A 24,270-nucleotide genomic window follows, 5' to 3' on the forward strand; every position below is an offset into this window, starting at 1 on the left:
TTCCGAAATACGAGAAAACATCGGGCAGAAGGCGCTGGCGGACGCGCTACCTTGAAAACAAATAGTTATCTGATAATAGAACGGATGTTCCTGTATTTAGGTACATTTACGACGTTGGATTATGCAGTATTTTATGCAGCGAATGACGAACGCACTGTTCGATTACTAAACGTAAGTATGTGTAAACATTGAATCTATATCGTATGTATAAGATATTGCATACACTTATTTTGCGTGAAGTTACAAAACGTTGTTATATCAATGCTTTAACACTTATCTAGTTACCATAATGTAGCTTATGGGAAGTTGAAAACGGATATTTATACACTTCTTATTCATCAATAATTAGAACGTTCGTTCGTTTAATCATTAAAATTTGTCGGAAGTCTCGCGCCCCCAAGCCACCCGTTTTTCATATGCCGTTTTCTGGTGTTCGCTATTTACGGATATCATTTTTAAAACAAGCCGACTTTTTACGCTGTCAGACGCATTGAGAATCGTTTAAGCGGATGGTTGGTTGAATCGAATCGTCTGAGTGACGTTTAAAATCTAATATTTACGGCAATCCTTTGAATGAACGTATAATTGACGTTTATAAATAGTTCTTCGGAGGTTTTATGATGCGGACAGGAGAATTTGAAAAAAAATATGGTATAGCTGCTGCAGTAATTCGAGGTTATGCTAGAGATATTCGTGAGGAATTACCAGAATTCGCTCCTAAAGATACGAGTGGGGCGCTTTATGAGGGTTACGATAAGATTCAAATGGATTGGCTATTAAGCGAGATTGCGAGCGGAAAGCAACCGAGAGATGTTATACCAATTGTAATTAATCGTTTAAAACAAGGTGATGCAGTGCAAATACAGCCAGTTAGCGCGGAAGTTATTCCGACATCGACAACTATTCAAACAACGGATAAAGAACAACGTATTATAATAGAAGTAATTGTGAAGTTGGCGTAATTTATCTTTACTTCTGTGTTTGTCTAGCGTAAAATAATCGGTAAATATAAGTCGTGTAAAACTGCGAAGGCTTCCGGTAGAATGACCGGTAAATTTTCGCTATATAAGAGTTATCTAAAACGTCATGCCATTGAGGTCGCATGGAATCGTGGCAATTATGAATCGATTTCGTCGATGTTTGGTTATACAGTACATCATTTAAAGTCGAAGCCGACAAATAGTGAATTTATTGCCATGATTGCGGACAAGATTCGCATCGACATGATGGCTAGTTAAACGTTAGAGCCACAAGGGATTACAGGACTTATTTAGAGAGAATTCATTGAATTTATACCAACTAACTACTGAATTTATATAATAATGTTAATTAATTGAATTAAACTATGAAACACATTCATTTATGGGGAAAATCCCGTTCATGGAGGTGTTTTTTTTTATGACTGATTTCGATATTGAAATAGACTGCTTTATGCTTGATTGTGCGGCAAAAGGGCACAATGAAGTCATATGAACAAACCTTAAAGTTATATGCAAAATGGATGTTTGATGAATTTGAAATTGATTCACCTACGGATGTAAAGGCAGAGCATTTGAGAAGTTATATGCGAAGTTTATCAGAGCGTAGCAAATATGAAATGACGGTCAATGACAAAGCAAATAACAATCCAAAGGCTAGAGAAGATTTTGATAAGAAAATATCGAATAGTACGATTTCGAATTATACTCGAAATATCAAAGTGTTTTTTTCTTACTTGTATCAAGAGCAAGTGATTCGTACTAATCCAAGGAAGAACGTTAAGAATGTGAAGCCTGAGCGGAAAATGAAAGTCATACTAGAGGATAACCAGCTAAAGCAATTCTTTAAATCGTTGGATGTGACAAAGTTTGAGATACGGGTTCTCGGATTAGTGAGTTGTTAGACATTGTCCCGTCAGAGCTGGTGTACTTTGTTAAGTCCCACAGATCAGCGCTCAGATGATTCGAGTATGGGATTGATGGATTCTTGATAGCAGGACTGCTCTCGGGCCAATGTGAGAGCATAACTATAGGACTTGTGTGAAATTTTATGCACAAGTCCTATAGTTGGTGAGATGGATTATTGTCAGATTGTCGAAAAGGTGAAAATAGATCCTTTAACTAACATCCTATACCAAGAAAAAAAGAATAGAAAGGAGGATAACACTAAAAACAACACGCCTGTTAATCTATATGAAGTTTTGTCACCAACCACCTGTCACTAAATTTATTGACAATATTAGTGACAGTTATATAGTATTCTTAATTACTATTACCGGATTGTGGGGAACTGCTAGTAAGATGAGCATCAAACATATCAATTATTTCAAGGAATCTATCAGCTTCTCTAAAAACATGGTCTGCTAATAGGGGATGTATGATACTTTTTATTCTACATTGTTCAATTAAATCACGTGCTGTCTTCTTAAAGTCTCTAAGAGATGAGACCGATACACGATTTTGATCCAGAAATTGATCCAAAAGAGGAACGGTTTGAGATTGTGGTCTCATAGATTCTAAATCTTTAGCTTGAAACAATAATTGATCAAAATCATTACTAAAATTTCGAGCTATATCAACTAATTTTCTTTCGGATGGATCCAGCAAATGACCAATAAATTTAGCATGGTCAGCCATAATCCTTAAGAAGAATACATTTTCTTTAATAATAGCGTCTGGCAGTGCGTTCAATTTACCTTCATTTAATTCGAGTAATCGTTTTCTAAAATAATTAGCTTCCCTACTTACATGATCAACTAGTAGCGGGAAATTATTTGCTCCTGGCATTTTACAAGTCAAAATTAGACCTAGCACTTTTCGTTTAAACATATAAATACTAGTTGCAGCTTGTTGGACTTCGGTGTTAAATCTTCTAATTCGTTCAGGATCAGTTTGATTGGTGAATACATGTGCAGTTTGCTCAATTTGTTCAAATAATTTATAAAATTGATTAGCTTCTTGAATTAGTTGAGTATCTTCAGCTCTAAATCCTAATTTTAGAAAAAGTGAATGCTCTTTCATAATTCTAGACCAAAAACGAATTTCATTTAAAGATCGCTCAACAAACAATTCGGAAGTAACACCAGTATCAGCATGTAAAAAGGATTCATCTCCTCTCATTCCAATACCCCCTCGTAAATAATACAATCCTTTTAAACTTATTATCACACCGATTTAAATATACTTAGAGGAATAAGCGTATCAAGGGATTTTCAATTTTCCTGATCGATGTTTCCTGCTTATGATCAAGTTTTAAACATTTGGAGATTATCCTGTAGCGTATTGAATTTATGGGAAATTAATCTCATATTTTAAATAAAGAATGAACATTTGAAGGGGGAATTGAAATGGGGTTATTTGATGGATTAATAGGTAATGCAAGCGAAGTAAATTTTGAAAAATTACAGGAAGAAGTGAAAGATTTATTAATACCGAATGAGACAATTAAAAATGCATATAAAATTATAAGGGATACCTTTATTTTTACGGATAAAAGACTTATTTTAATCGATAAACAAGGAGTAACAGGTAAGAAAACAGAATATCATTCAATTCCATATAAGAATATTCTTCATTTTTCAGTGGAAACTGCGGGAACATTCGATTTAGATGCTGAATTAAAAATTTGGGTTTCAAGTAGTCAGATACCAATACAGAAACACTTTAATAAATCGACTAACATCTATAAAGTTCAAAGTGTATTAGCAGAATATGTATTAGGTTAGTTCTAAATTTTAACGGTCAACAGTTTACATATAAGCTGTTGATCCTTTTTATTGATTAGTAATCCGTTATAATTGAACGAGGTGATAATATATGAAAAGCGTAAACTTTCAACTTGACGAAAACAATTCGTTAGAGATAACGCAGGTAGAGAATAATTTATTTGAAGTTCGACTAGGAATTAACGGAAGCATGAGCATTTACTATATGACGCGAGATCAACTTCTAGATGTGGAACAACTAGGCGGTCATATTCGAATTGAGACTTTTTTTCCTCCAGGTTTATAATGAATCATCGAGTACTGATGGTGAAAACTTACTACATCTATGACAAGAGGGAATAACCCGTAGCTTTCATGTTTTTTCATTTAAAACGTCTGTTTATAATGTGTATTTCTAGTATTGAAGACGTATGCAGGGTTATAAAAATTATGATAGAAAGATTATATATCGTATGAATTAATGTGTGATTTAGTAAATATCCCTATTATTCACAATGATTCCCTGTGGTGATAAAGGTGTATTTTTGATAACGAGTAAAAATATACCTTTATTATAGTGCATATTGACTAATAATGTTAGGGAAAATGGAATGGGTATGTAGGTGTTTTATTGATAAAGTAGGTATATTTTCTTTGTCAGTAGTGACAATTGTCTCTCAACAAATGTAAATAGATTGTATATACTTACAGTTAGAAGGAAGGAGGAGGTAGCTTGATACTAGTTCGAAATGATAACTTCGAATTATCTGAAGAAAATGGCAAGGTATTTATACTTACATACAGTGCTGGTTTCCCATTAAAAGAATTTGATAGTGTTTTAAGAAGTCATCCCCGACTTAAATTGTCTAATTTTTCAATATTAAAGAATGTTTTAGCAACAGCAAATACATGCGCTGTTGAAATTGGACGCTGGCTTCCGAATGTAGAAGCAGAAATTGCACGAGATAAAATGTCTGCCTCTATATTTATAAATGAAACACATGATTTTATTTTAAAGAATAAAGAAAATTTGACTCAACAAATTTTGGAAACTCTCGAAAACGAAGGAATTGTCCACGAAATTTTAGATTTCGATATTTCAAAGGTTGAGCCAGGGAAAGCATTTTTAATTGCTCAAGGAACACATCCTGTAACAGGAACCGATGCACAAATTACATATTTACCTAAACCCGAGAGAAAGCCGGTAATTAGCGAAGATGGGAAAGCTGATTATTATGACATGAACTTTATTTCTGAAATTTCCGAGGGTTCATGGCTAGGTGAGAAAATCCCTGCGACATTAGGTAAACCAGGACAAAATGTACTAGGTGAAATTATAGCTGCTGTACCAGGTCGAGATTTTCCTATACGGTACGATAATAAATCAGCTTATGAAGTGGAAGAGGATGGAAAAGTTGTCATCCGTTCGAAAATAGCTGGTGTATTAGATGATGTTAAGGGCATGATTGGTGTTAATAGACATTTGCCAATTCATGGAGATGTTGGCGTTGAAACAGGGAATCTCGAATTTAATGGCTCTCTTAGCATAAAAGGAACAGTTATATCAGGCTATACAGTCATTGCTACTGGAGATATTTCCATTGAGGGTGCTGAAGGTGTAAGCGGTGCCAAACTAATTAAATCCATTGAAGGTGATGTCTACATTCGAGGAGGAATTTTTGGCCTAGGATCAACTCTTGTAGAGGCAGGCGGCAATATTTTCGTCAAGCATGTTAATGAGGCGAATTTAGTTGCGGCTGACAGTATTCATATAGGATCTTATGCATTGGGATCACAGCTCTCTGCACATTCTATCTATGTGGACGAACGAAAAGGGAAAATAATTGGTGGTCGTGCAGTAGCCAAGAATACAATCGTCACTGCCATCTCTGGGAATCGTTTAGAGCGTCGAACTGAATTAATCATCGAAAGCGTCAATAAACAGGAAAGCTATTCCGTTATACAAGGGAAGGCAACGCATCTGAAGCAACTGCAATTAGAAATTTCAGAGCACGAGGCGAAAATTAAAAGCTTACTACCATTCCTTAACCAAATGTCTAAGGAACAGATAGCTACATTTGAGGAAACAAAACAAGGCTTAGCCAAACTGAAGGCGGAAGCAGCGACAAATGATCGTGAGATTAAACTAGCGATGGATGAAATGCGTCATGCTGGGAAAGAGGAAATTATTGTGAAAAAGGAAGCTCATCCTGGTACCTATATTCAAATTGGTAAAAAATCATCCTTCTTAAGTAAAATGACAAATGGTAAATTCTTAATTGAATTTGGTGAGTTGAATGTCTAAGGAATCGTTCATTCCAGTATTTGCACACCGTGGGGCTTCAGCGTATGCACTTGAAAATAGCTTTAAGGCATTTGAAAAGGCGTTAGAGCTAGGGGCAGATGGCATTGAATTAGATATCCAGCTTTCAAAAGAAGGCATTCCGGTTGTGTATCATGATCCACAGCTGTCAAGATTGGTTGGCATCAATAAGCTTGTAAATGAATGTACGATAGAGGAGCTACTTAGCTTTAAACTTGGGAAACCGTGGAGACGATTATTTTCAACGCATAAAATTCCAACGTTTGAAGTAGTTTTAGCATGGGCAAATTCACAACAGCTATCCCTAAATATCGAATTAAAATCGACAGTCCTTGATAATAAAAGCGCACTCATTCAAATACTTCATGATCTTACTTTGCCTGTAGGTAGCCATTTTTCATCGTTTCACTACGAGCTACTGGAGATTGTAAAGCAATATAAGCCAGAATATGAAACAGCACTTATCGCAACAAAGAAATTAAAATGGGATTTGCTCAGTGATTATAAAGCTATTGACAGCGTGCATATGCATAAAAGATATTATAAACCTAGGTTTCTAGAAGCCTGTGTAGCAAGTAATAAAGCATGTCGTTTTTATGCGATTGATGGTAATGAAACATTTTTAACGAATCCGCATCCAGCGGTAATAGGTTGGATTACTGATTATCCTGATAAAGTAATTGCGAAACAGCAACGTTAATCCATTTCACCTTGACGTAATTGTTGCTGACGCTACGCTTTCGCACAGAAAACATTTGTAGCTGCCGCTGTGCTTTCGCTACAGAAAACATTTGTGTTAACGCTGTGCTTTCGTTACAAAAAAATATGTAAGAAAAAAATAGCTATCCAGTAAGTCTGTCGTGACTTATTTGGATAGCTATTTTTATTTTTTTTGGAAGCGCGGTGCCACTTTTCCATTTTTTCGATCGCGATGAAGTAAAAATCCTGCGAAAAAGCCAAAGCCAATAACAAAGAAAATAATGCCAACGACGAATTGCAGCCATAAAAATGGGAAAGGTGAGATGAGCTTACCAAATAATGTATCACGCATGAATTTAATGCCACCTGCAGCCATAAGGCCTGGAATAAGCATTACAATAAATGCAGCAAAACGAGCCATGCATGTCCCTCCTTATACCTACCTTTAATTGTACCTGTGGATATTGGAATGTCAAGGAAGCTAGTAAATCTATGTAATGGATGAACCTTACTGCAAGTAAAATATAAACCTAGTAACTGTAACTGAATGTTTAGAAAATTCTCACTTAAACAAGAAAGTGTAATAATAGTTGCGAAATTGTGAAATTGTCAGTATTGTAAAATTAAATGGAGCAATATTATCCATTGTTAAACAATTTTGATTATTAATAATTACTTAAATGGAATGGGCATTTGGGGATGCACTTTCCAAAGCAAAGGGGCGAGTTTTCATGGAAATCTTCAAGTATATGGAAAAGTATGATTATGAACAATTGGTATTTTGCCAAGATGAAGCATCAGGGTTAAAAGCGATTATCGCGATCCATGACACAACACTTGGACCAGCACTAGGCGGGGCACGTATGTGGACATATGCATCAGAAGAAAATGCAATTGAGGATGCATTGCGTTTAGCACGAGGGATGACCTATAAAAATGCTGCAGCTGGTTTAAACCTTGGCGGTGGAAAAACGGTCATTATCGGTGACCCATTTAAAGATAAAAATGAAGAAATGTTCCGTGCACTAGGACGTTTCATTCAAGGACTTAATGGTCGCTATATTACAGCAGAAGACGTTGGTACAACAGTGACAGATATGGATTTAATTCATGAGGAAACAAATTATGTAACGGGAATTTCTCCGGCATTTGGTTCATCAGGAAACCCATCTCCAGTAACTGCTTACGGGGTATACCGTGGTATGAAAGCAGCGGCAAAAGAAGCATTTGGATTTGATTCACTAGAGGGACGTACAATTTCTGTACAAGGGCTAGGAAATGTTGCTTACAAGCTTTGCGAGTATTTACATAATGAGGGGGCAAAACTTGTTGTTACAGATATTAATCAAGCGGCAATTGATCGAGTTGTGAATGATTTTGGTGCGACTGCTGTGGCACCAGAAGAAATCTATTCACAGGAAGTTGATATTTTCTCACCTTGTGCATTAGGTGCAATTTTAAATGATGAAACGATTCCGCAACTAAAAGCAAAGGTTGTCGCTGGTTCTGCCAATAACCAATTGCAAGATTCTCGTCATGGCGATTATTTACATGAATTAGGAATAGTTTATGCACCTGATTATGTGATCAATGCAGGTGGTGTAATTAATGTAGCTGATGAATTATATGGATATAATAGTGAGCGTGCGATGAAGCGTGTTGAAGGCATTTATGATAGTATCGAAAAAATCTTCACTATTTCTAAACGTGACGGCATCCCGACATATGTAGCGGCTAATCGTTTAGCAGAAGAACGTATTGCTCGAGTATCAAAGTCTCGTAGCCAATTCCTAAAAAATGAAAAAAATATTTTAAACGGTCGTTAAGAACCGCATATCAGTTGAAAGAAGTCGCATTGTCGACTTCTTCTACCTTTAAAATGGTAAATGAATAGCTTCACTGAAGATAAGCTAAAGCTCGACCACATCTGGAAGTCCAATGTGATTGAAGCGAATAGGATGCTTTAGCATTTTTCTCATAAGGGGGAATCAATATGGCTCAAAATTATGATGTTGTCATTTTAGGCGGAGGTACAGGAGGCTATGTTGCAGCGATTCGAGCTGCACAGTTAGGCTTGAAAACAGCCATTGTTGAACGTGAACGTCTAGGTGGAACATGCTTGCATAAAGGTTGTATACCGAGTAAGGCCTTACTTCGAAGTGCAGAAGTGTATCGAACGGCAACTAAAACAGCCGCTGAATATGGCGTAAATATTGAAGGGGTTACATTGCAATTCGACAAAGTGCAGGCTAGGAAACAAGCTATTGTTGAGCAATTGAGCCAAGGTGTGAATACACTGATGAAAAAAGGCAAGATAGACGTTTATCAGGGAACAGGGCGAATTTTAGGACCGTCCATTTTCTCACCGATGCCTGGTACTATTTCAGTTGAAATGGCGAATGGTGATGAAAATGAAATGCTTGTACCAACAAATGTTGTCGTTGCAACAGGTTCTAAACCAAGAGGAATGGCAGGGCTAACAGTTGACGGTCAATATGTGATGAACTCTGATCATGCACTGCAAATGGAAGAACTGCCAAAGTCACTGTTAATTGTGGGCGGAGGAGTTATTGGAATTGAGTGGGCTTCGATGCTTTGTGATTTTGGGGTTTACGTAACGGTCATAGAATATGGACCATCCATTTTACCTGCGGAGGATACAGATATTGTAAAAGAAGTGACGAAGCAGCTGGAAAAAAGAGGGGTTCGTATCGTGACCAATGCTCGCTTAGATACGAGTACCTTGAAAATCGAAAATGATAACGTTTTCATTTCTGCAAAAGTCAATGATAAGGAAGAATTATTTGAAGCAGACAAATTATTGCTTTGTGTAGGGCGTGAAGCAAATACACAAGGTATTGGATTAGAAAATACAGAGATAGAAGTTGAAAATGGGTTTATTAAAGTCAAAGATTCGTATCAAACAAAGGAATCACATATGTATGCCATAGGGGATGTGATCGGTGGCTTACAATTAGCACATGTTGCTTCACACGAAGGGTTATCTGCAATTGAGCATATTGCAACGGGTAAAACAGAGCCACTTGATGTTCTAAAGGTACCAAAATGCGTTTATTCGTACCCTGAGGTTGCAAGTATTGGCTTAACAGAAAGTGCTGCACGAGCGCAAGGTTATTCATTGAAGGTTGGTAAGGTTCCATTCAAGGCGATTGGAAAAGCGTTAGTTAATGGAGAGACAGATGGCTTTGTAAAAATTGTTGCTGATGAAGAAACGAATGATATTTTGGGTATTCATATGGTAGGACCACATGTGACAGAGTTAATTGGAGAAGCATCACTTGCCAAATTACTTGATGCAACGCCGTGGGAAGTTAGTCAGGCCATTCATCCGCATCCGTCACTTAATGAGGTGTTAGGAGAATCAGCTTTAGCAGTTGATCATCGTGCCATTCATTTTTAAAATTCTACATTTCATCACTAAAGTATTATCATGAGGAATCTTAAATGCATTAGGTATTTTTTTAATACGAAAGGGGTGTTCGTATGCAAGATGTTCAAATCAAGCATGAGGATCTAGGTTTATCAAATGAAGATGTACTTGCAATGTTCGAAACGATGTTAATGGCAAGAAGACTAGATGAACGTATGTGGCTATTAAACCGTTCGGGAAAAATTCCGTTTGTTATTTCTTGTCAGGGACAGGAGGCAGCACAAGTAGGAGCAGCGTTTGCACTCGATAATAACAAAGATTATATTGCACCGTACTATCGTGATATGGGTGTTGTGTTACATTTTGGAATGACTCCAAGAGAATTGATGTTATCAGCGTTTGCCAAAGCAGAGGATCCTAACTCCGGTGGCCGTCAAATGCCAGGACATTTCGGACAAAAGAAAAATCGTATTTTAACAGGCTCTTCGCCAGTTACTACACAAGTTCCACACGCGGTGGGGGTAGCTCTTGCGGGACGTCTACAAAAAGAAGATTTTATTACTTTTGTTACACTAGGTGAAGGTTCTTCTAACCAAGGTGATTTTCATGAAGGTGCGAATTTCGCAGGGGTTCATAAGCTTCCAGTAATTATCATGGTAGAAAATAACCAATACGCAATTTCTGTGCCAGTTGAACGTCAATTAGGCTGTGCGAAAGTGTCAGATCGTGGTATTGGCTATGGGATGCCAGGTGTTACTGTTGATGGAAAATGTCCGTTACAAGTGTATAAGGTTGTCAAAGAAGCGGCAGATCGTGCACGTAACGGTGAAGGGCCAAGTCTAATAGAAACAGTGACTTATCGTTTGACGGCACATTCTTCGGATGATGATGATCGTCAATACCGAACTGCGGAGGATATAGCAGAAGGAAAGGCAAAGGATCCCGTGCTGTTATTTGAAAAGTATCTAATGGATGCTGGAGTTATGACAGAAAAAATACGTGCTGAAATAGAAGAGCGGATCATGGCAGAGGTGAATGAAGCTACAGATTATGCAGAAGCTGCTCCGTATGCAATGCCAGAGCACACTTTGAAATACGTATATGCACCAGTGGACGGAGGTGACGTGTAATGGCAGTGATGTCTTATATTGATGCGATTACATTAGCGATGAAGGAAGAGATGGAACGTGATGAGCGTGTTTTCATTTTAGGAGAGGACGTTGGACGCAAAGGCGGGGTTTTCAAAGCAACAACAGGCCTTTACGAGCAATTTGGTGAATATCGTGTGCTTGACACGCCTCTTGCAGAGAGTGCCATTGCAGGTGTTGGTATTGGTGCTGCGATGTATGGTATGCGCCCGATTGCCGAGATGCAATTCGCTGATTTCATCATGCCTGCCGTTAACCAAATCGTTTCTGAGGCAGCAAAAATCCGCTATCGTTCGAATAATGATTGGTCTTGCCCAATGGTTATTCGTGCACCATTTGGCGGAGGTATTCACGGAGCACTCTATCATTCGCAATCTGTAGAAGCACTTTTTGCAGGAACACCTGGATTGAAAATTGTTATTCCGTCCACACCGTATGATGCAAAAGGCTTGTTAAAAGCAGCAATCCGTGATGAGGATCCAGTACTATTTTTCGAACATAAACGTGCTTATCGACTCATAAAAGGTGAAGTGCCAGTGGATGATTACACATTACCGATTGGTAAGGCAGATGTTAAGCGTGAAGGGGAAGATGTTACTGTCATTACGTATGGTTTAGCTGTCCATTTTGCATTACAAGCAGCGGAGCGTCTAGCAGCAGACGGGATTTCCGCGCATATTCTTGACCTACGTACGGTATATCCACTCGATAAAGAAGCAATCATTGAGGCGGCAAGTAAAACAGGTAAAGTTTTACTAGTTACGGAGGATAATAAAGAGGGCAGTATTATGAGTGAGGTTGCAGCAATCATTGCAGAGCATTGTTTATTTGAGCTTGATGCACCAATTCAACGCCTAGCAGGACCAGATGTTCCGGCGATGCCGTATGCACCAACAATGGAAAAGTATTTTATGATCAACCCTGAAAAAGTAGAACGCGCGATGCGAGAACTAGCTGCTTTTTAATACAGAGGGCAAACTTCTGTATATAGGTACTTTTATTCACTAAGTGGCAGGGATACTTAGTGAAACAGTTAAAGCCTCGGACGGATAAATAGATTTTGACTGGAATGAAAGTTGCTCACTAGTTTCTGCGATGACCTACCTAAGCAATTGCGATAGGAGATGAAACTAGAAGCTGTTTATGATAAGTCATAATCTGCACAATTGTTTATCTACGCGTAAGTGAAACAGTGTCGTTGTCAATGCTATAGCGGTGCGTCGGGTGCAATTACGCCTAGGCATAATTGATGGGAGGAATAGATGATGGCGATTCAAAATATTACAATGCCTCAGCTTGGCGAAAGCGTAACAGAAGGTACGATTGAAAAATGGCTTGTAAAGCCAGGTGATATAGTAAAAAAATATGATCCACTAGCAGAAGTTGTAACTGATAAAGTAAATGCTGAAATTCCGTCTTCTTTTGAAGGAGTTATTACAGAACTACTTGCAGAGGAAGGGCAAACATTACCCGTTGGAGCAGTCGTTTGTTGCGTTGAAATAGCAGGTGACAGCGAACTACCTCCTCCGCCTCCACCGAAAAAATCAGCAGTAAGCACAGCAATTTTAAATGCTGGTGTACAAAAGAAACAAGAGGTTCAGCCACCAACAACAGCTACGGTAGTATCGCAAAAAACAGTTCGACAGGATAAAGTTCGCTATTCACCAGCGGTTCTTCGACTTGCACAAGAGCATGATATTGCACTTGATCAAGTCACAGGAACAGGTGAAGGAGGTCGTATTACAAGAAAAGACCTCATGAAACTGATTGAAGCAGGAAATATACCAACTTCCCAAGTTGAAACATTGACTACGGTCCATACAGCTGTTGAACAGCCTACACCAGTTGCAGTACCTGCATCACTGGAGAATACTAAACCGGCCACACCGGCACAGCCTCTTCACGCAGGTGATATTGAAATTCCAGTAACAAAGGTGCGCCGTGCCATTGCGAATAATATGGTGCGAAGTGTTCATGAAGTGCCGCATGCATGGATGATGATGGAAGTAGATGTTACTGATTTAGTAGCATATCGCGATAGCATGAAGACGGAGTTTAAGCAAAGAGAAGGCTTTAATATTACGTATTTTGCTTTCTTTGTAAAAGCTGTCGCGCAAGCTCTAAAGGAATTCCCAATGATGAATTCTATGTGGGCAGAGGACAAAATTATTCAAAAGCATGACATAAATATTTCCATTGCAGTCGCGACAGATGATGCATTATTTGTTCCTGTTATAAAACACGCTGATGAAAAATCGATTAAAGGTATTGCGAAGGAAATTCATGAGCTTGCAGCGAAAGTGCGTGCTGGAAAACTGACGATGGATGATATACAAGGTGGTACATTTACGGTAAATAATACGGGTGCATTCGGCTCTGTTCAGTCGATGGGCATCATTAATTATCCACAAGCAGCAATTCTTCAGGTGGAAAGTATTGTAAAAAAACCAGTTGTTTTACCTGGTGGCATGTTCGCTGCACGAGATATTGTGAATTTATGTTTATCTTTAGATCATCGAGTTCTCGATGGACTTGTTTGTGGTAAATTCCTAAATAGAGTGAAAGAAATACTCGAAAATACAAATAAATCTTCAACGTCAGTCTACTGATGACTTGTCGGAAACCTGTTGTATAACGGTTTCCGAATTTTTTTTGCTTTTCCAGTCGCAATTTGTCATGTAGAATAACAAATAGAAACTACTAAGGGGGGAAGCTGATTAAGCGTCCGCATGTCAAACAACATGAAAAATATTGAATTTGAAAAGCCGTCCTATTCAGAATGGCAAGATGCAGCAATCAAGGCTTTAAAAGGGAAACCATTCGAGTCTCTTTTAACGAAAACAAGTGAAGGTGTTACATTAGAACCACTTTACACTCAAGAAAGTTTAGTAGCAAAACTTGGTGAAGAACTAGATAAACAAGTTTCCACAATCCGTTCCCTACAAAATAATCAAGCATTTCGAGTGGCTCAACAAATATATGCTGATTCAAGCGAGGCATTTTTTGCAAAGCTTGATGATAGTTTAGCTCGAGGCAATGAAGTAGTAACAATTGATAGCCGTGTGAATTTTGAATGGACTGAAGAAGTATTGGCACAATTAGCGAATTATTTCTCAGAATATTCGTTTAAAATTTCGGTTGAGAATTCAAATGACCCATTATTAGCAGTATTCGACAAAATAACAGTTGATCAGCGAGAAACTGTAAAAGGTTTCATCGTATCGAAAAACCCTATCACTTTAAATGATTTCCCGAGCGTGCGCTCGATCGGCGCGGACACAACGGTTTATCATAATGAAGGAGCTAACGCTGTGCAGGAATTAGCATATGCACTTGCATTAGCGGCAAAATACGCAAATCAAGAAGAAAGCTTTGAAGCATTCGCGAAGAAATTTTATGTATCCTTTGCTGTTGATACGCAATTCTTTACAGAAATTGCTAAACTTCGTGCTTTTAAAGTACTTTGGAAAGCGTTCTCATCGGCATACGGTGTAACAGAAAACGTAAAAATCCCTACTGTTGCAGAAACATCTTTAAGAAGCTTCTCTAAGCTGGATGTTTATGTAAACTTATTACGTGCAGCAAATGAAGCGCTTTCTGGCTTAATTGGTGGTGCGGATGTCTTTACAGTTCACCCTCACGATGCATTAACGAAACCAACAGATCAATCTATTCGTATTGCACGAAATGTATCATTAATTTTAAAAGAAGAAACAAACGTTTTAAAAGTTACAGACCCAGCTGGTGGCTCATACTTTATTGAGTCATTAACGGCAGATTTTGTTAAAGAAGCTTGGGCTTTATTTATAGAAATAGAAGCAGCTGGAGGCATTGACGCTTACACTGCATCAGGAAAGCTTACGGAGGAACTAGAAAAATCTTATCTAGCTCGTATCAAGGCGGCACAAACGCGTAAGCAATCATTAATCGGTACAAATATATATGCTAACCCAGCAGATGTGCTTGAAAGCGAAACAAATCCTCAATTTGCAGAAGTTAAACGAGTTGCTGTACCTTTCGAGCAATTACGTATGGAAATGACAGCTGCAAATGTGAAAACAGGAATTTTAGCATTAGGTACACTGAAAAGTTCAAAACCACGTGCTGATTTTGTGTCAGGTTTCTTAAACACTGTAGGTCTAGTACCAGAAAAAAGTGAACCAGTAGCAACAGCTGAAGAAGCATTAGCTTGGCTAAACGCAACAGAAGCAACGTATGTGGTGATTACTGGTAACGATGATGATACTAAAGAGTTAGTACCAGCAATTTTAGCAGGTAAACCCGCTAACGTAATTGTTGACGTTGCAGGTAAATTTAGAGACGAAGAAGAAGCTTGGTTAGCAAATGGCTTAAACGGCTTTATTTTCGCAGGACAGAACATCATTGAAAAATTAAATTCAGTGTTCGCTAGCATGAAGGAGGTCCAACGATGAGCAAGCCAAATTTTAGTGCAGTTGAAATCGAAAAAGTTTTAGTAGCTGAAGCACCTCAAGCATCAGATGAAAAATTCATGACAAATGAAGGTATTGAAATTAAAGATATCTATTCAAAAGAAGATGTTAAAGATGCAAAACATTTAAATGATGTTGCAGGTATTGCACCAAATACACGTGGCCCATACCCTACGATGTATGTAGCTCGTCCTTGGACTGTTCGCCAATATGCTGGTTTCTCAACAGCTGAAGAATCAAATGCATTCTACAAGCGTAACTTAGCAATGGGTCAAAAAGGTCTTTCCGTTGCCTTTGACTTAGCAACCCACCGTGGTTATGACTCAGATCATCCACGTGTAACAGGGGATGTTGGTAAAGCTGGGGTAGCGATTGACTCTGTAGAAGATATGAAAATCCTATTCGATCAAATTCCTTTAGATCAAATGTCGGTTTCTATGACGATGAATGGAGCGGTATTACCAGTTCTTGCATTCTATATCGTTGCTGCTGAAGAACAGGGAGTTACACCAGACAAGTTAGCTGGTACGATTCAAAACGATATATTAAAAGAATATATGGTTCGTAACACATATATTTATCCACCAGCAATGTCTATGAAGATTATTGCAGATATTTTTGAGTTTACAGCGAAGTATATGCCAAAATTTAACTCAATTTCGATCTCTGGTTACCATATTCAAGAAGCGGGAGCAACAAATGACATCGAGCTGGCTTATACATTAGCTGATGGTCTTGAGTATGTTCGTACGGGGCTACAAGCTGGAATCGACATCGATGCCTTTGCGCCACGTCTATCATTCTTCTGGGCAATTGGTATGAACTATTACATGGAAGTTGCAAAAATGCGTGCAGCTCGTCGCATTTGGGCACAAATGATGTCAACATTTAATCCGAAAAATCCTAAGACATTAGCACTTCGTACACACTCACAAACGTCTGGCTGGTCTTTAACAGAGCAAGATCCATTTAACAATGTGACACGTACATTAATCGAAGCTAATGCGTCATCAATGGGGCATACGCAATCTCTTCATACCAATGCACTTGATGAAGCGATTGCGCTACCAACGGATTTCTCCGCACGTATTGCACGTAATACACAGCTATTCTTACAAGAAGAAACAGCCATGACAAAAGTTATTGATCCATGGGGTGGTTCGTACTATGTGGAAAAATTAACAGACGAAATTACAAAATCTGCATGGGCATTAATTGAAGAAATCGAAGAACTTGGCGGTATGGCGAAAGCGATTGAAACAGGTCTTCCAAAAATGAAAGTCGAGGAAGCTGCAGCAAAACGTCAAGCGAAAATCGACTCTAAAACAGAAACGATTGTTGGTGTCAACAAATATCGTTTAGAAAAAGAAGAACCTATCGACATTCTAGACATTGATAATACACTAGTTCGTCAAAAGCAAATCGAACGTCTAGAAGCAATGAAGGCAGCTCGTAATGAAGAAGAAGTACAAAAACATCTAGCACGATTAACGAAAGCAGCACAAGATGGTGGAGAAAACTTATTAGCAATAGCAGTAGATGCAGCGCGTGCTCGTGCTTCATTAGGTGAAATTTCTGATGCAATTGAAGTTGTTTCTGGTCGTCATAAAGCAGTAATCCGTTCAATCTCTGGCGTGTACTCTGCGAACTTCTCAGATGAAGAGCAAATTTCTGAAGTGAAACAAATGACAGAGGAGTTCCTTGAAAATGAAGGTCGTCGTCCACGTATTTTAGTAGCGAAAATGGGACAAGATGGACATGACCGTGGTGCGAAGGTTGTGGCAACGGGTTATGCGGACTTAGGCTTCGACGTTGATATTTCTCCGTTATTCATGACACCTGCTGAGGCAGCTCAAATGGCGGTAGAAAACGATGTGCATGTCATTGGTGTATCTTCATTAGCAGCCGGTCATAAAACACTAGTTCCTGAATTAGTAGCAGAGCTAGAAAAACTAGGTCGTGAAGATATCATCATCATTGTTGGAGGTGTTATTCCAGCACAAGATTATGAGTTCCTCTATAACGCTGGGGCAGTAGCAATCTTTGGTCCTGGTACAGTTATTCCTGTATCGGCACAAAAAATTATTGAAGAAATCTACAAACGTCTAGGTTATGAGGAAGTGTCTGAATAATGGACAAAAACAAAGGAATGCCAGAAAGTGCGCTATTTGTTATGGACGGAGTAGAGGCAACTCACGACGGAATGCAATATGGTACACCGAAAAAATTCCGAAAGAAAAAAGCAGACAATCTAAACATACAGGAGCTTGCACGAGAAGTACGTGCAGGCTCTCGTCCACACTTGTCAAAAGCTATTACACTCATTGAAAGTTCAAACGTAACGCATAAAGTGCAAGCACAAGAACTTCTACAAGAGCTTCTACCACATACAGGAAACAGTGTCCGTATTGGGATTACTGGCGTTCCTGGTGCAGGAAAAAGTTCGTTCATTGAGGCTTTCGGAACGATGCTTTGTGAGATGGGAAAAAAAGTGGCAGTCCTTGCGATTGATCCAAGCTCCTCTTTATCAGGAGGAAGCATTTTAGGCGATAAAACTCGAATGGAAGAGCTCGTGAAAAAGCCTAATGCCTTTGTTCGTCCCTCTCCATCAGCTGGTACCCTTGGGGGTGTTCATAAAAAGACACGTGAAACAATGCTTGTTTGTGAAGCAGCAGGCTATGATGTCATTTTAATAGAAACAGTCGGTGTTGGACAAAGTGAAACGTATGTCCGTGGTATGGTTGATTTCTTCTTACTGTTAGTATTAACAGGTGCAGGAGACGAGCTCCAAGGTATGAAAAAGGGCATTATGGAATTAGCTGATGCTATCGTTGTCCATAAGGCTGATGGCGATAATGTTCGTCTGGCGAAAAAAACCGTATCCGAGTACAAGCAAATCTTACATTTCTTACAGCCTGCAACTCCAGGATGGATGTCGACAGCAATGCCGGTAAGTTCGTGGGAAAAACGTGGCCTCGACAAAGTATGGAGTACAATAGGGGAATTCAGACAAATTGTTGAAGAAAATAATTACTGGTCGATCAGACGCCAAAATCAGACGAAAGATTGGTTCCAATCGATGATTATTGACCAGTTAATTGATTCGTTTTATGGGAATCCGGAGCGTAAAGCACAAGTACAACTTCTCGAACGTCAAATTTTAAATGGACAGCTGACAGTAACACAAGGTGTGGATCGTTTGTTTAGCGATGAACAATCACAGAAATAATATCATCTTTTATGTGAGCAAGTAGGTGCACAAATTCGTCACTAACTGCTATGATAGGAGATGATGAGCGTCGAATATCTAAAGCTAGAGTTTAGGGTGACGCGAACTTGAAAGGAGCTATCGCTATATGAATATGGATTACGATTTATTTATGCAAGAAATTTTAAAAACAGCACGTGCAGAAATTGAGGGGGCTGGTTATGAGCAGCTTCGCACACCAGAAGCTGTTGAAGAGGCGTTTGCTCGTCCAGGTATAACATTAGTCATGGTAAACTCAGTATGTGGCTGTGCAGGCGGTATCGCACGTCCAGCAGCAGCACAATGCGTACATTACGATAAACGTCCAGACCATCTTGTAACAGTATTTGCTGGTCAAGATAAAGAAGCTACTGCAGCTGCTCGTTATCACTTCGGTGAAGATCATTTACCATCATCCCCATCATTTGTGTTATTAAAGGATGGACAAGTAGTAGCAGAAGTTGGGCGCTATGAAATTGAGGGGCATGACCCAATGTCAGTAGTAACAAACCTACAAGCAAACTTTGAGGAATACTGCGACGAACTTTAATTTCAATCATTAAATTAAAAGAGAAGCTATTTTTTAGTAGAAAGCTCCGCAGTCTATAAAGCGTCTGCGGAGACTTCTTACTAACCACATTCCCCGTGGGTAGCTTTGATTCTTAAGACGTAATTATAGTGCGATTGGAATTTTTGTAATATTGGCTAAATGATTGGCTGATAGTTTTCTTAAAAAAATAAAATTAAGTAGAATACTGAAAGATAGGAGGCAGTCGACTTGAAGAAATTTTCAATCGGCTATCGTACTTTAAAAACGGCATTTGGTGCAGCAATCGCTATTGCCATTGCCCAATATTTTGATTTAGCTTCTTATGCATCTGCTGGTATTCTAACAATATTATGTGTACAGCCAACGAAGAAAAAATCCATTCATGCTGCTTATACACGATTCGTCGCAAGTATGATCGGTATGCTTTATGCATTTTTGAGCTTTGAGCTATTTACCTATCATCCGCTTACATTAGCAGGTATGCTTATCATTTTTATACCAACAATCGTGTCATTAAAGGTAGCAGATGGTTTTGTTTCGAGTGCGGTTATTATTATGCATATTTATGCTGCTAAAAGTTTTTCATTGGCACTTGTTTATAATGAATTTGCATTAATGGCGATTGGCTATGGGACGGGAATAGCTATAAATATGTATATGCCAGACATTCAAAAGGAATTAAATTACTATCGAGTTAAAATTGAGGAACTTTACAGTAAGATTTTTTTAGAAATTGCCAACTATTTAAGAGAAGGCGATACAATGTGGGATGGACAGGAAATCATTGAAGCAATCACAGCATTAAATAATGCGAAATCCTTAGCATTTAAAGATGTTGAAAATCATTTTACGAGACGGAAAAATGACTACTATGTTTATTTTGATATGCGTGAAAAACAGCTAGAAATTATAGACAGGGTCCTTCCAAAAATAACGGCACTTCCTGTTATAGTACAAGAGGCAATTATCGTTGCCGACTTTCTGCAAGACCTCGGTGAGCACGTTCATTCAGGAAATACGGCTCGCCATTTTAGAGAAAAACTAGAGCAGGTAAAGCGAGATTTCGCCCAATTACCTTTACCGAAAAACCATGAGCAATTTCTAGCACAAGCGGCACTCTATCAATTTATAGAGGAAATGGATCGCTATTTAGAAATTAAGCAGACTTTTAAAGGTTTAAATGTAAAGAAAGAGCGTCCGCAGTAATGCAGACGCCTCGCCTTTCTTTATACTATCATTGATAAACCAAATGCTAGAGATGAAATTAACATAATCGCGATCATAGTATAGATAACGATTTTTTGAAATTTTTTATTACTCATATGCTCGTTCGCTCCTTCTTTTCTTATAAATAGTTTAGCAAATCTGAAAAATTTCTCAAGTAGTAGAGTTTTGACGAAAAAGTCTGTAAAATAGATTATGTACCATAACAGAAGGAGATGTCACCATGGAGAGAGTAGATCATATTGGGATTGCAGTCCGCGATCTTGATGAACGCATTACATATTATACAGAAACTTTAGGCTTAAAGTTACTGAAAGTGGAAGAGGTAGAATCTCAACAGGTTCGTGTTGCATTCATTGATGCGGGTAACGTAAAAATTGAGTTATTAGAACCGATGAGTGAAAAAAGTGCTATCCACGGATTCATCGAAAAACGTGGGGAAGGTATTCACCATGTAGCTTTCGGTGTGACAGGAATTCGTGAGCGTATGGCAGAGCTTCGCGAAAAAGGCGTACGTCTATTATCCGATGAACCAGGACCAGGTGCTGGTGGTGCTGAGGTTGCTTTCATGCATCCGAAATCATCTTTCGGTGTGTTATATGAATTATGTGATAAAAGTGGAAAAGGGGATAAGTGATCAGTATGGATATGTTCGACAAAATTAATGACTTGTATGACCGTAAGACGGTAATTGAACTTGGTGGTGGCTATGAACGCATCGACAAGCAACATGAAAAAGGGAAATTAACAGCTCGTGAGCGTATTGAATTATTACTTGACGAAGATACATTTTTTGAAATCAACCCATTCATAACACACCGTACAGTAGACTTCGGTATGGACAAAATGGAAGGTCCTGGTGATGGTGTAGTCACAGGTTTTGGTAAGATCAACGGACGTCCAGTATACTTATTCTCTCAAGATTTCACAGTATTTGGTGGAGCACTTGGTGAAATGCATGCCAAAAAAATGGCAACAGTAATGGACCTAGCTGCGAAAAATGGTACACCATTCATCGGTATAAATGATTCAGGCGGTGCTCGTATTCAAGAGGGTGTACTTTCACTAGACGGTTATGGCCATATTTTCTATCGTAATGCAATCTACTCTGGAGTAATTCCGCAAATCTCCGTTATCATGGGACCATGTGCTGGTGGAGCGGTATATTCTCCAGCAATCACAGACTTTATTCTAATGGTTGATAAAACATCTCAAATGTTCATTACAGGACCTAAAGTTATCGAAACAGTAACAGGTGAAAAAATCTCTGCAGAAGATTTAGGTGGTTCTAAAGTAAACAACGCTGTAAGTGGTAACGCTCACTTCCGCGCACCATCTGAAGAAGAAGCAATTAATCAAATTAAAAAACTATTAAGCTACTTACCACAAAATAATAAAGAAAAAGCTCCAAGACAGCCACGTCCAGAGGTTGATGACTATCTTCCAGAAATCGTGGATACTGTGCCAATCGAAACAACTCGTCCTTATGATGTACGTAAAGTAGTGGAGCAAGTAGTGGATGAAGGTTCATTCATGGAAGTTCACTCGGAATTTGCTAAAAACGTAGTCGTTGGTTTTGCGCGTATTGCTGGTGAATCTGTTGGTCTAGTATGTAACCAACCTAAAGTACTAGCTGGCGGGTTAGATATTGATTCTTCGGACAAGGCTGCTCGTTTCATTCGTACTTGTGATGCTTACAATATACCAATCATTACATTTGAAGACGTTTCTGGCTTCTTCCCAGGCGTTAAACAAGAGCATGGTGGGATCATACGTCACGGAGCTAAAATCCTTTATGCATACTCAGAAGCAACTGTGCCGAAAATTACAGTCATTCTGCGTAAAGCATATGGTGGTGCATACGTTGCCCTTAACTCTAAATCAATCGGAGCAGACCTTGTATTTGCTTGGCCTAACGCAGAAATCGCGGTTATGGGAGCGGCAGGTGCGGCAAACATCATCTTCGCGCGTGAAATTGCAAAATCAGAAGATCCAGAAGCAACACGTGCAGCGAAAATTGAAGAATATAAAGAAAAGTTCGCGAATCCATACGTTGCAGCATCTCGCGGTATGGTAGACGATGTTATCGATCCACGTGATACACGTATTAAGCTAATTCAAGGGCTAGATATGCTATCAAACAAACACGAAACACGTCCAGAGAAAAAACACGGAAACATTCCTCTATAAGAATTGTACAAGTCTAGTAGTCATTCGATTACTAGGCTTTTCTTTTAATCTTGAACTAATTTGAGAAGTTAAAGCCTACGCGGATTACGCGAGTGGAGCGGCACATCGGACGCCCTCAGGAAGCTTTGCTCTTTGCGAAAGCGAAGCGACAGCGACAAATGTTTTATCTGTGCGAAAGCGAAGCGACAGCAACAAATGTTTTATCTGCGCGAAAGCGAAGCGGCAGCGGCAAATGTTTTATCTGCGCGAAAGCGAAGCGACAGCAACAAAGCGCCCAGCCGTTACGGAAATCAACCACACGTTATGGTGATGAGAAAGATAATTGAAACATATCTTCGTTTCATCCGTACATATATGTAGAGGAGTTGAGATGAATGGAATGGAAACAATTACAAAAAGAGCAGGAAATGATTCATGCACAATTAAGAACTGTCAGTAGGTTAAGTGAACAAAGGGATTTAATTGAAAAGCAAATCGAGCATGCACAACAGGAAATTTATAAACATTCTACAGCACTCAATCAAATTCGTATGAAACTCGATAAGTTAGAAGGCTTTTCTTTTATGAATATGATCCGAACGTGGACAGGGCAACAAGATGAGCTACGTGCAGAAGAAATCGACAAGGCAGCCGTGTTTGAATTAAAAATAAATGAAGCAAAGAAGATGGAAACTGATTTGACAGCTGATTTAGGGCAAGTAAACACTAAACTTACTCAAATTGATGAACAAGTGTTGCACGAAGCGTTAAGCGTATTAAATGCTAAAAAGAAAAGCTACTTACAAATACATGAGCCTAAACAGGCAAAAAGGCTTGAACAATTAGCGCATGAAGAAATGTTAACGAAACAACTAATTGTAGAAATAAAGGAAGCTGAAGAGGCTGGTGAAGCAGCACTTACTAAGCTTGGACAAGCAGCAGAGTCCTTACATTCCGCAAATGGATACTCAACATGGGATACGTTTTTTAGTGGGGGACTTATTGCTACACATTTAAAGCATGATGCACTTGATAAGTCGGAAAATTATCTTCATAATGCTCAAATAGCTTTGCAACGTTTTCATAACGAACTACTGGATGTACATGATATGTCTACGAAGACATTACCAGTTGAAACAGATGGATTTGTAAAATTTGCGGACTATTTCTTTGATGACATTTTTTCAGCTTGGTCCGTCCATTCCAAAATATCAACAGCAAGAGAACAGGTTTCTCGTGTACAAGATGATGTACATAATACGATTTGGCGTCTGCAGGATAAACATAACAAGGCAGAGGATTATTTGCAGTCTCTACAAAAAGAGAAAGAAGCTATTTTCCAAGCATCGATATAAAGCAACCTGTGAAAAGAATCTCCTTCTTTCA

The 24,270-nt window shown here is 38.7% G+C and carries 24 protein-coding genes and 1 pseudogene; 21 read left to right on the forward strand and 4 right to left on the reverse strand.

The genetic code is table 11. The annotated features are described in order from the left end of the window. Positions 1 to 617 precede the first annotated feature (617 nt). The 3 genes and pseudogenes from ACVWXS_RS08970 to ACVWXS_RS08980 all read left to right on the forward strand — a co-directional run bounded on the left by ACVWXS_RS08970 (position 618) and on the right by ACVWXS_RS08980 (position 1,882). Positions 618 to 962 (forward strand): hypothetical protein, encoded by a 345-nt coding sequence (locus tag ACVWXS_RS08970; RefSeq protein WP_456957731.1) that lies wholly within the window; start codon positions 618 to 620, stop codon positions 960 to 962. Between the two features lie 120 nt (positions 963 to 1,082). Next, positions 1,083 to 1,238, forward strand: a pseudogene (locus ACVWXS_RS08975) (sporulation initiation factor Spo0A C-terminal domain-containing protein); the annotation flags it as partial. Positions 1,239 to 1,459: 221 nt separating this feature from the next. After that, a complete protein-coding gene (locus ACVWXS_RS08980; RefSeq protein ID WP_456957733.1) occupies positions 1,460 to 1,882 on the forward strand; it encodes a hypothetical protein in 423 nt (140 codons plus the stop codon). A 358-nt stretch (positions 1,883 to 2,240) separates the two neighbouring features. Here ACVWXS_RS08980 and ACVWXS_RS08985 read toward each other — a convergent pair whose 3' ends face one another. Then, a complete protein-coding gene (locus ACVWXS_RS08985; protein ID WP_456957735.1) occupies positions 2,241 to 3,098 on the reverse strand; it encodes a DUF2935 domain-containing protein in 858 nt (285 codons plus the stop codon). A 227-nt stretch (positions 3,099 to 3,325) separates the two neighbouring features. On the opposite strand from ACVWXS_RS08985, the gene ACVWXS_RS08990 reads away from it, so the two are divergent. The 4 genes from ACVWXS_RS08990 to ACVWXS_RS09005 all read left to right on the forward strand — a co-directional run bounded on the left by ACVWXS_RS08990 (position 3,326) and on the right by ACVWXS_RS09005 (position 6,705). Beyond that, positions 3,326 to 3,703 (forward strand): PH domain-containing protein, encoded by a 378-nt coding sequence (locus tag ACVWXS_RS08990; protein WP_368636668.1) that lies wholly within the window; start codon positions 3,326 to 3,328, stop codon positions 3,701 to 3,703. Between the two features lie 91 nt (positions 3,704 to 3,794). Then, positions 3,795 to 3,989, forward strand: coding sequence for a hypothetical protein (locus tag ACVWXS_RS08995; RefSeq protein WP_368636669.1), 195 nt, complete (start codon positions 3,795 to 3,797; stop codon positions 3,987 to 3,989). A gap of 426 nt (positions 3,990 to 4,415) precedes the next feature. Further along, complete coding sequence (locus tag ACVWXS_RS09000; protein ID WP_456957737.1) at positions 4,416 to 5,987, forward strand: DUF342 domain-containing protein; 1,572 nt, start codon at positions 4,416 to 4,418, stop codon at positions 5,985 to 5,987. Then, entirely contained in the window at positions 5,980 to 6,705 is a 726-nt protein-coding gene (locus ACVWXS_RS09005) for a glycerophosphodiester phosphodiesterase (RefSeq protein ID WP_456957739.1), read from the forward strand. The genes ACVWXS_RS09000 and ACVWXS_RS09005 overlap by 8 nt, the downstream gene beginning before the upstream one ends. Here ACVWXS_RS09005 and ACVWXS_RS09010 read toward each other — a convergent pair. Continuing rightward, positions 6,662 to 6,796, reverse strand: a complete 135-nt coding sequence (locus ACVWXS_RS09010; protein ID WP_456957741.1) for a hypothetical protein — start codon at positions 6,794 to 6,796, stop codon at positions 6,662 to 6,664. The genes ACVWXS_RS09005 and ACVWXS_RS09010 overlap by 44 nt on opposite strands. Positions 6,797 to 6,888: 92 nt before the next feature. After that, positions 6,889 to 7,125, reverse strand: a complete 237-nt coding sequence (locus ACVWXS_RS09015) for a DUF2627 domain-containing protein (RefSeq protein ID WP_068984752.1) — start codon at positions 7,123 to 7,125, stop codon at positions 6,889 to 6,891. A gap of 310 nt (positions 7,126 to 7,435) precedes the next feature. On the opposite strand from ACVWXS_RS09015, the gene ACVWXS_RS09020 reads away from it, so the two are divergent. The 10 genes from ACVWXS_RS09020 (at position 7,436) to ACVWXS_RS09065 (ending at position 20,697) form a co-directional block, all read left to right on the forward strand. Continuing rightward, complete coding sequence (locus tag ACVWXS_RS09020; protein WP_368636672.1) at positions 7,436 to 8,530, forward strand: Leu/Phe/Val dehydrogenase; 1,095 nt, start codon at positions 7,436 to 7,438, stop codon at positions 8,528 to 8,530. 167 nt (positions 8,531 to 8,697) lie between these two features. Then, complete coding sequence (lpdA, locus tag ACVWXS_RS09025; protein ID WP_456957744.1) at positions 8,698 to 10,125, forward strand: dihydrolipoyl dehydrogenase; 1,428 nt, start codon at positions 8,698 to 8,700, stop codon at positions 10,123 to 10,125. 83 nt (positions 10,126 to 10,208) lie between these two features. Beyond that, the gene (locus ACVWXS_RS09030; RefSeq protein WP_368636674.1) at positions 10,209 to 11,225 is read left to right on the forward strand and encodes a thiamine pyrophosphate-dependent dehydrogenase E1 component subunit alpha; all 1,017 of its coding nucleotides are present in this window, start codon (positions 10,209 to 10,211) and stop codon (positions 11,223 to 11,225) included. Further along, positions 11,225 to 12,208, forward strand: a complete 984-nt coding sequence (locus ACVWXS_RS09035; protein ID WP_368636675.1) for an alpha-ketoacid dehydrogenase subunit beta — start codon at positions 11,225 to 11,227, stop codon at positions 12,206 to 12,208. The genes ACVWXS_RS09030 and ACVWXS_RS09035 overlap by 1 nt, the downstream gene beginning before the upstream one ends. Before the next feature lie 300 nt (positions 12,209 to 12,508). Then, positions 12,509 to 13,852, forward strand: coding sequence for a dihydrolipoamide acetyltransferase family protein (locus tag ACVWXS_RS09040; protein WP_456957747.1), 1,344 nt, complete (start codon positions 12,509 to 12,511; stop codon positions 13,850 to 13,852). A gap of 120 nt (positions 13,853 to 13,972) precedes the next feature. Then, complete coding sequence (locus ACVWXS_RS09045; protein ID WP_427419378.1) at positions 13,973 to 15,676, forward strand: methylmalonyl-CoA mutase family protein; 1,704 nt, start codon at positions 13,973 to 13,975, stop codon at positions 15,674 to 15,676. Next, positions 15,673 to 17,826 (forward strand): methylmalonyl-CoA mutase, encoded by a 2,154-nt coding sequence (gene scpA / locus ACVWXS_RS09050; RefSeq protein WP_374966174.1) that lies wholly within the window; start codon positions 15,673 to 15,675, stop codon positions 17,824 to 17,826. The genes ACVWXS_RS09045 and scpA overlap by 4 nt, the downstream gene beginning before the upstream one ends. Further along, positions 17,826 to 18,923, forward strand: coding sequence for a methylmalonyl Co-A mutase-associated GTPase MeaB (gene meaB / locus ACVWXS_RS09055; protein ID WP_456957750.1), 1,098 nt, complete (start codon positions 17,826 to 17,828; stop codon positions 18,921 to 18,923). Before scpA ends, meaB begins: the two co-directional genes overlap by 1 nt. Before the next feature lie 127 nt (positions 18,924 to 19,050). Then, positions 19,051 to 19,491, forward strand: coding sequence for a BrxA/BrxB family bacilliredoxin (locus tag ACVWXS_RS09060; protein WP_049664240.1), 441 nt, complete (start codon positions 19,051 to 19,053; stop codon positions 19,489 to 19,491). 228 nt (positions 19,492 to 19,719) lie between these two features. Beyond that, positions 19,720 to 20,697 carry an aromatic acid exporter family protein gene (locus ACVWXS_RS09065; protein ID WP_374966176.1) on the forward strand — a complete coding sequence of 326 codons (978 nt, stop codon included), beginning with the start codon at positions 19,720 to 19,722 and terminating at the stop codon, positions 20,695 to 20,697. 20 nt (positions 20,698 to 20,717) lie between these two features. Here ACVWXS_RS09065 and prli42 read toward each other — a convergent pair whose 3' ends face one another. After that, positions 20,718 to 20,813 (reverse strand): stressosome-associated protein Prli42, encoded by a 96-nt coding sequence (prli42, locus tag ACVWXS_RS09070; protein ID WP_175401735.1) that lies wholly within the window; start codon positions 20,811 to 20,813, stop codon positions 20,718 to 20,720. Between the two features lie 125 nt (positions 20,814 to 20,938). Here prli42 and mce point away from each other — a divergent pair, with 125 nt between their 5' ends. From mce to ACVWXS_RS09090, 4 genes are all read left to right on the forward strand, one after another. Further along, on the forward strand, positions 20,939 to 21,352 hold the full coding sequence (gene mce, locus ACVWXS_RS09075; protein WP_068984742.1) for a methylmalonyl-CoA epimerase: 414 nt from the start codon (positions 20,939 to 20,941) through the stop codon (positions 21,350 to 21,352). A 5-nt stretch (positions 21,353 to 21,357) separates the two neighbouring features. Further along, positions 21,358 to 22,905 (forward strand): acyl-CoA carboxylase subunit beta, encoded by a 1,548-nt coding sequence (locus ACVWXS_RS09080; RefSeq protein WP_223553380.1) that lies wholly within the window; start codon positions 21,358 to 21,360, stop codon positions 22,903 to 22,905. Positions 22,906 to 22,997: 92 nt separating this feature from the next. Beyond that, positions 22,998 to 23,231, forward strand: a complete 234-nt coding sequence (locus ACVWXS_RS09085; RefSeq protein ID WP_456957754.1) for a hypothetical protein — start codon at positions 22,998 to 23,000, stop codon at positions 23,229 to 23,231. Between the two features lie 48 nt (positions 23,232 to 23,279). After that, on the forward strand, positions 23,280 to 24,239 hold the full coding sequence (locus ACVWXS_RS09090; RefSeq protein ID WP_456957756.1) for a hypothetical protein: 960 nt from the start codon (positions 23,280 to 23,282) through the stop codon (positions 24,237 to 24,239). Positions 24,240 to 24,270 lie beyond the last annotated feature (31 nt).

Source organism: Lysinibacillus sp. TE18511 (assembly GCF_054062295.1).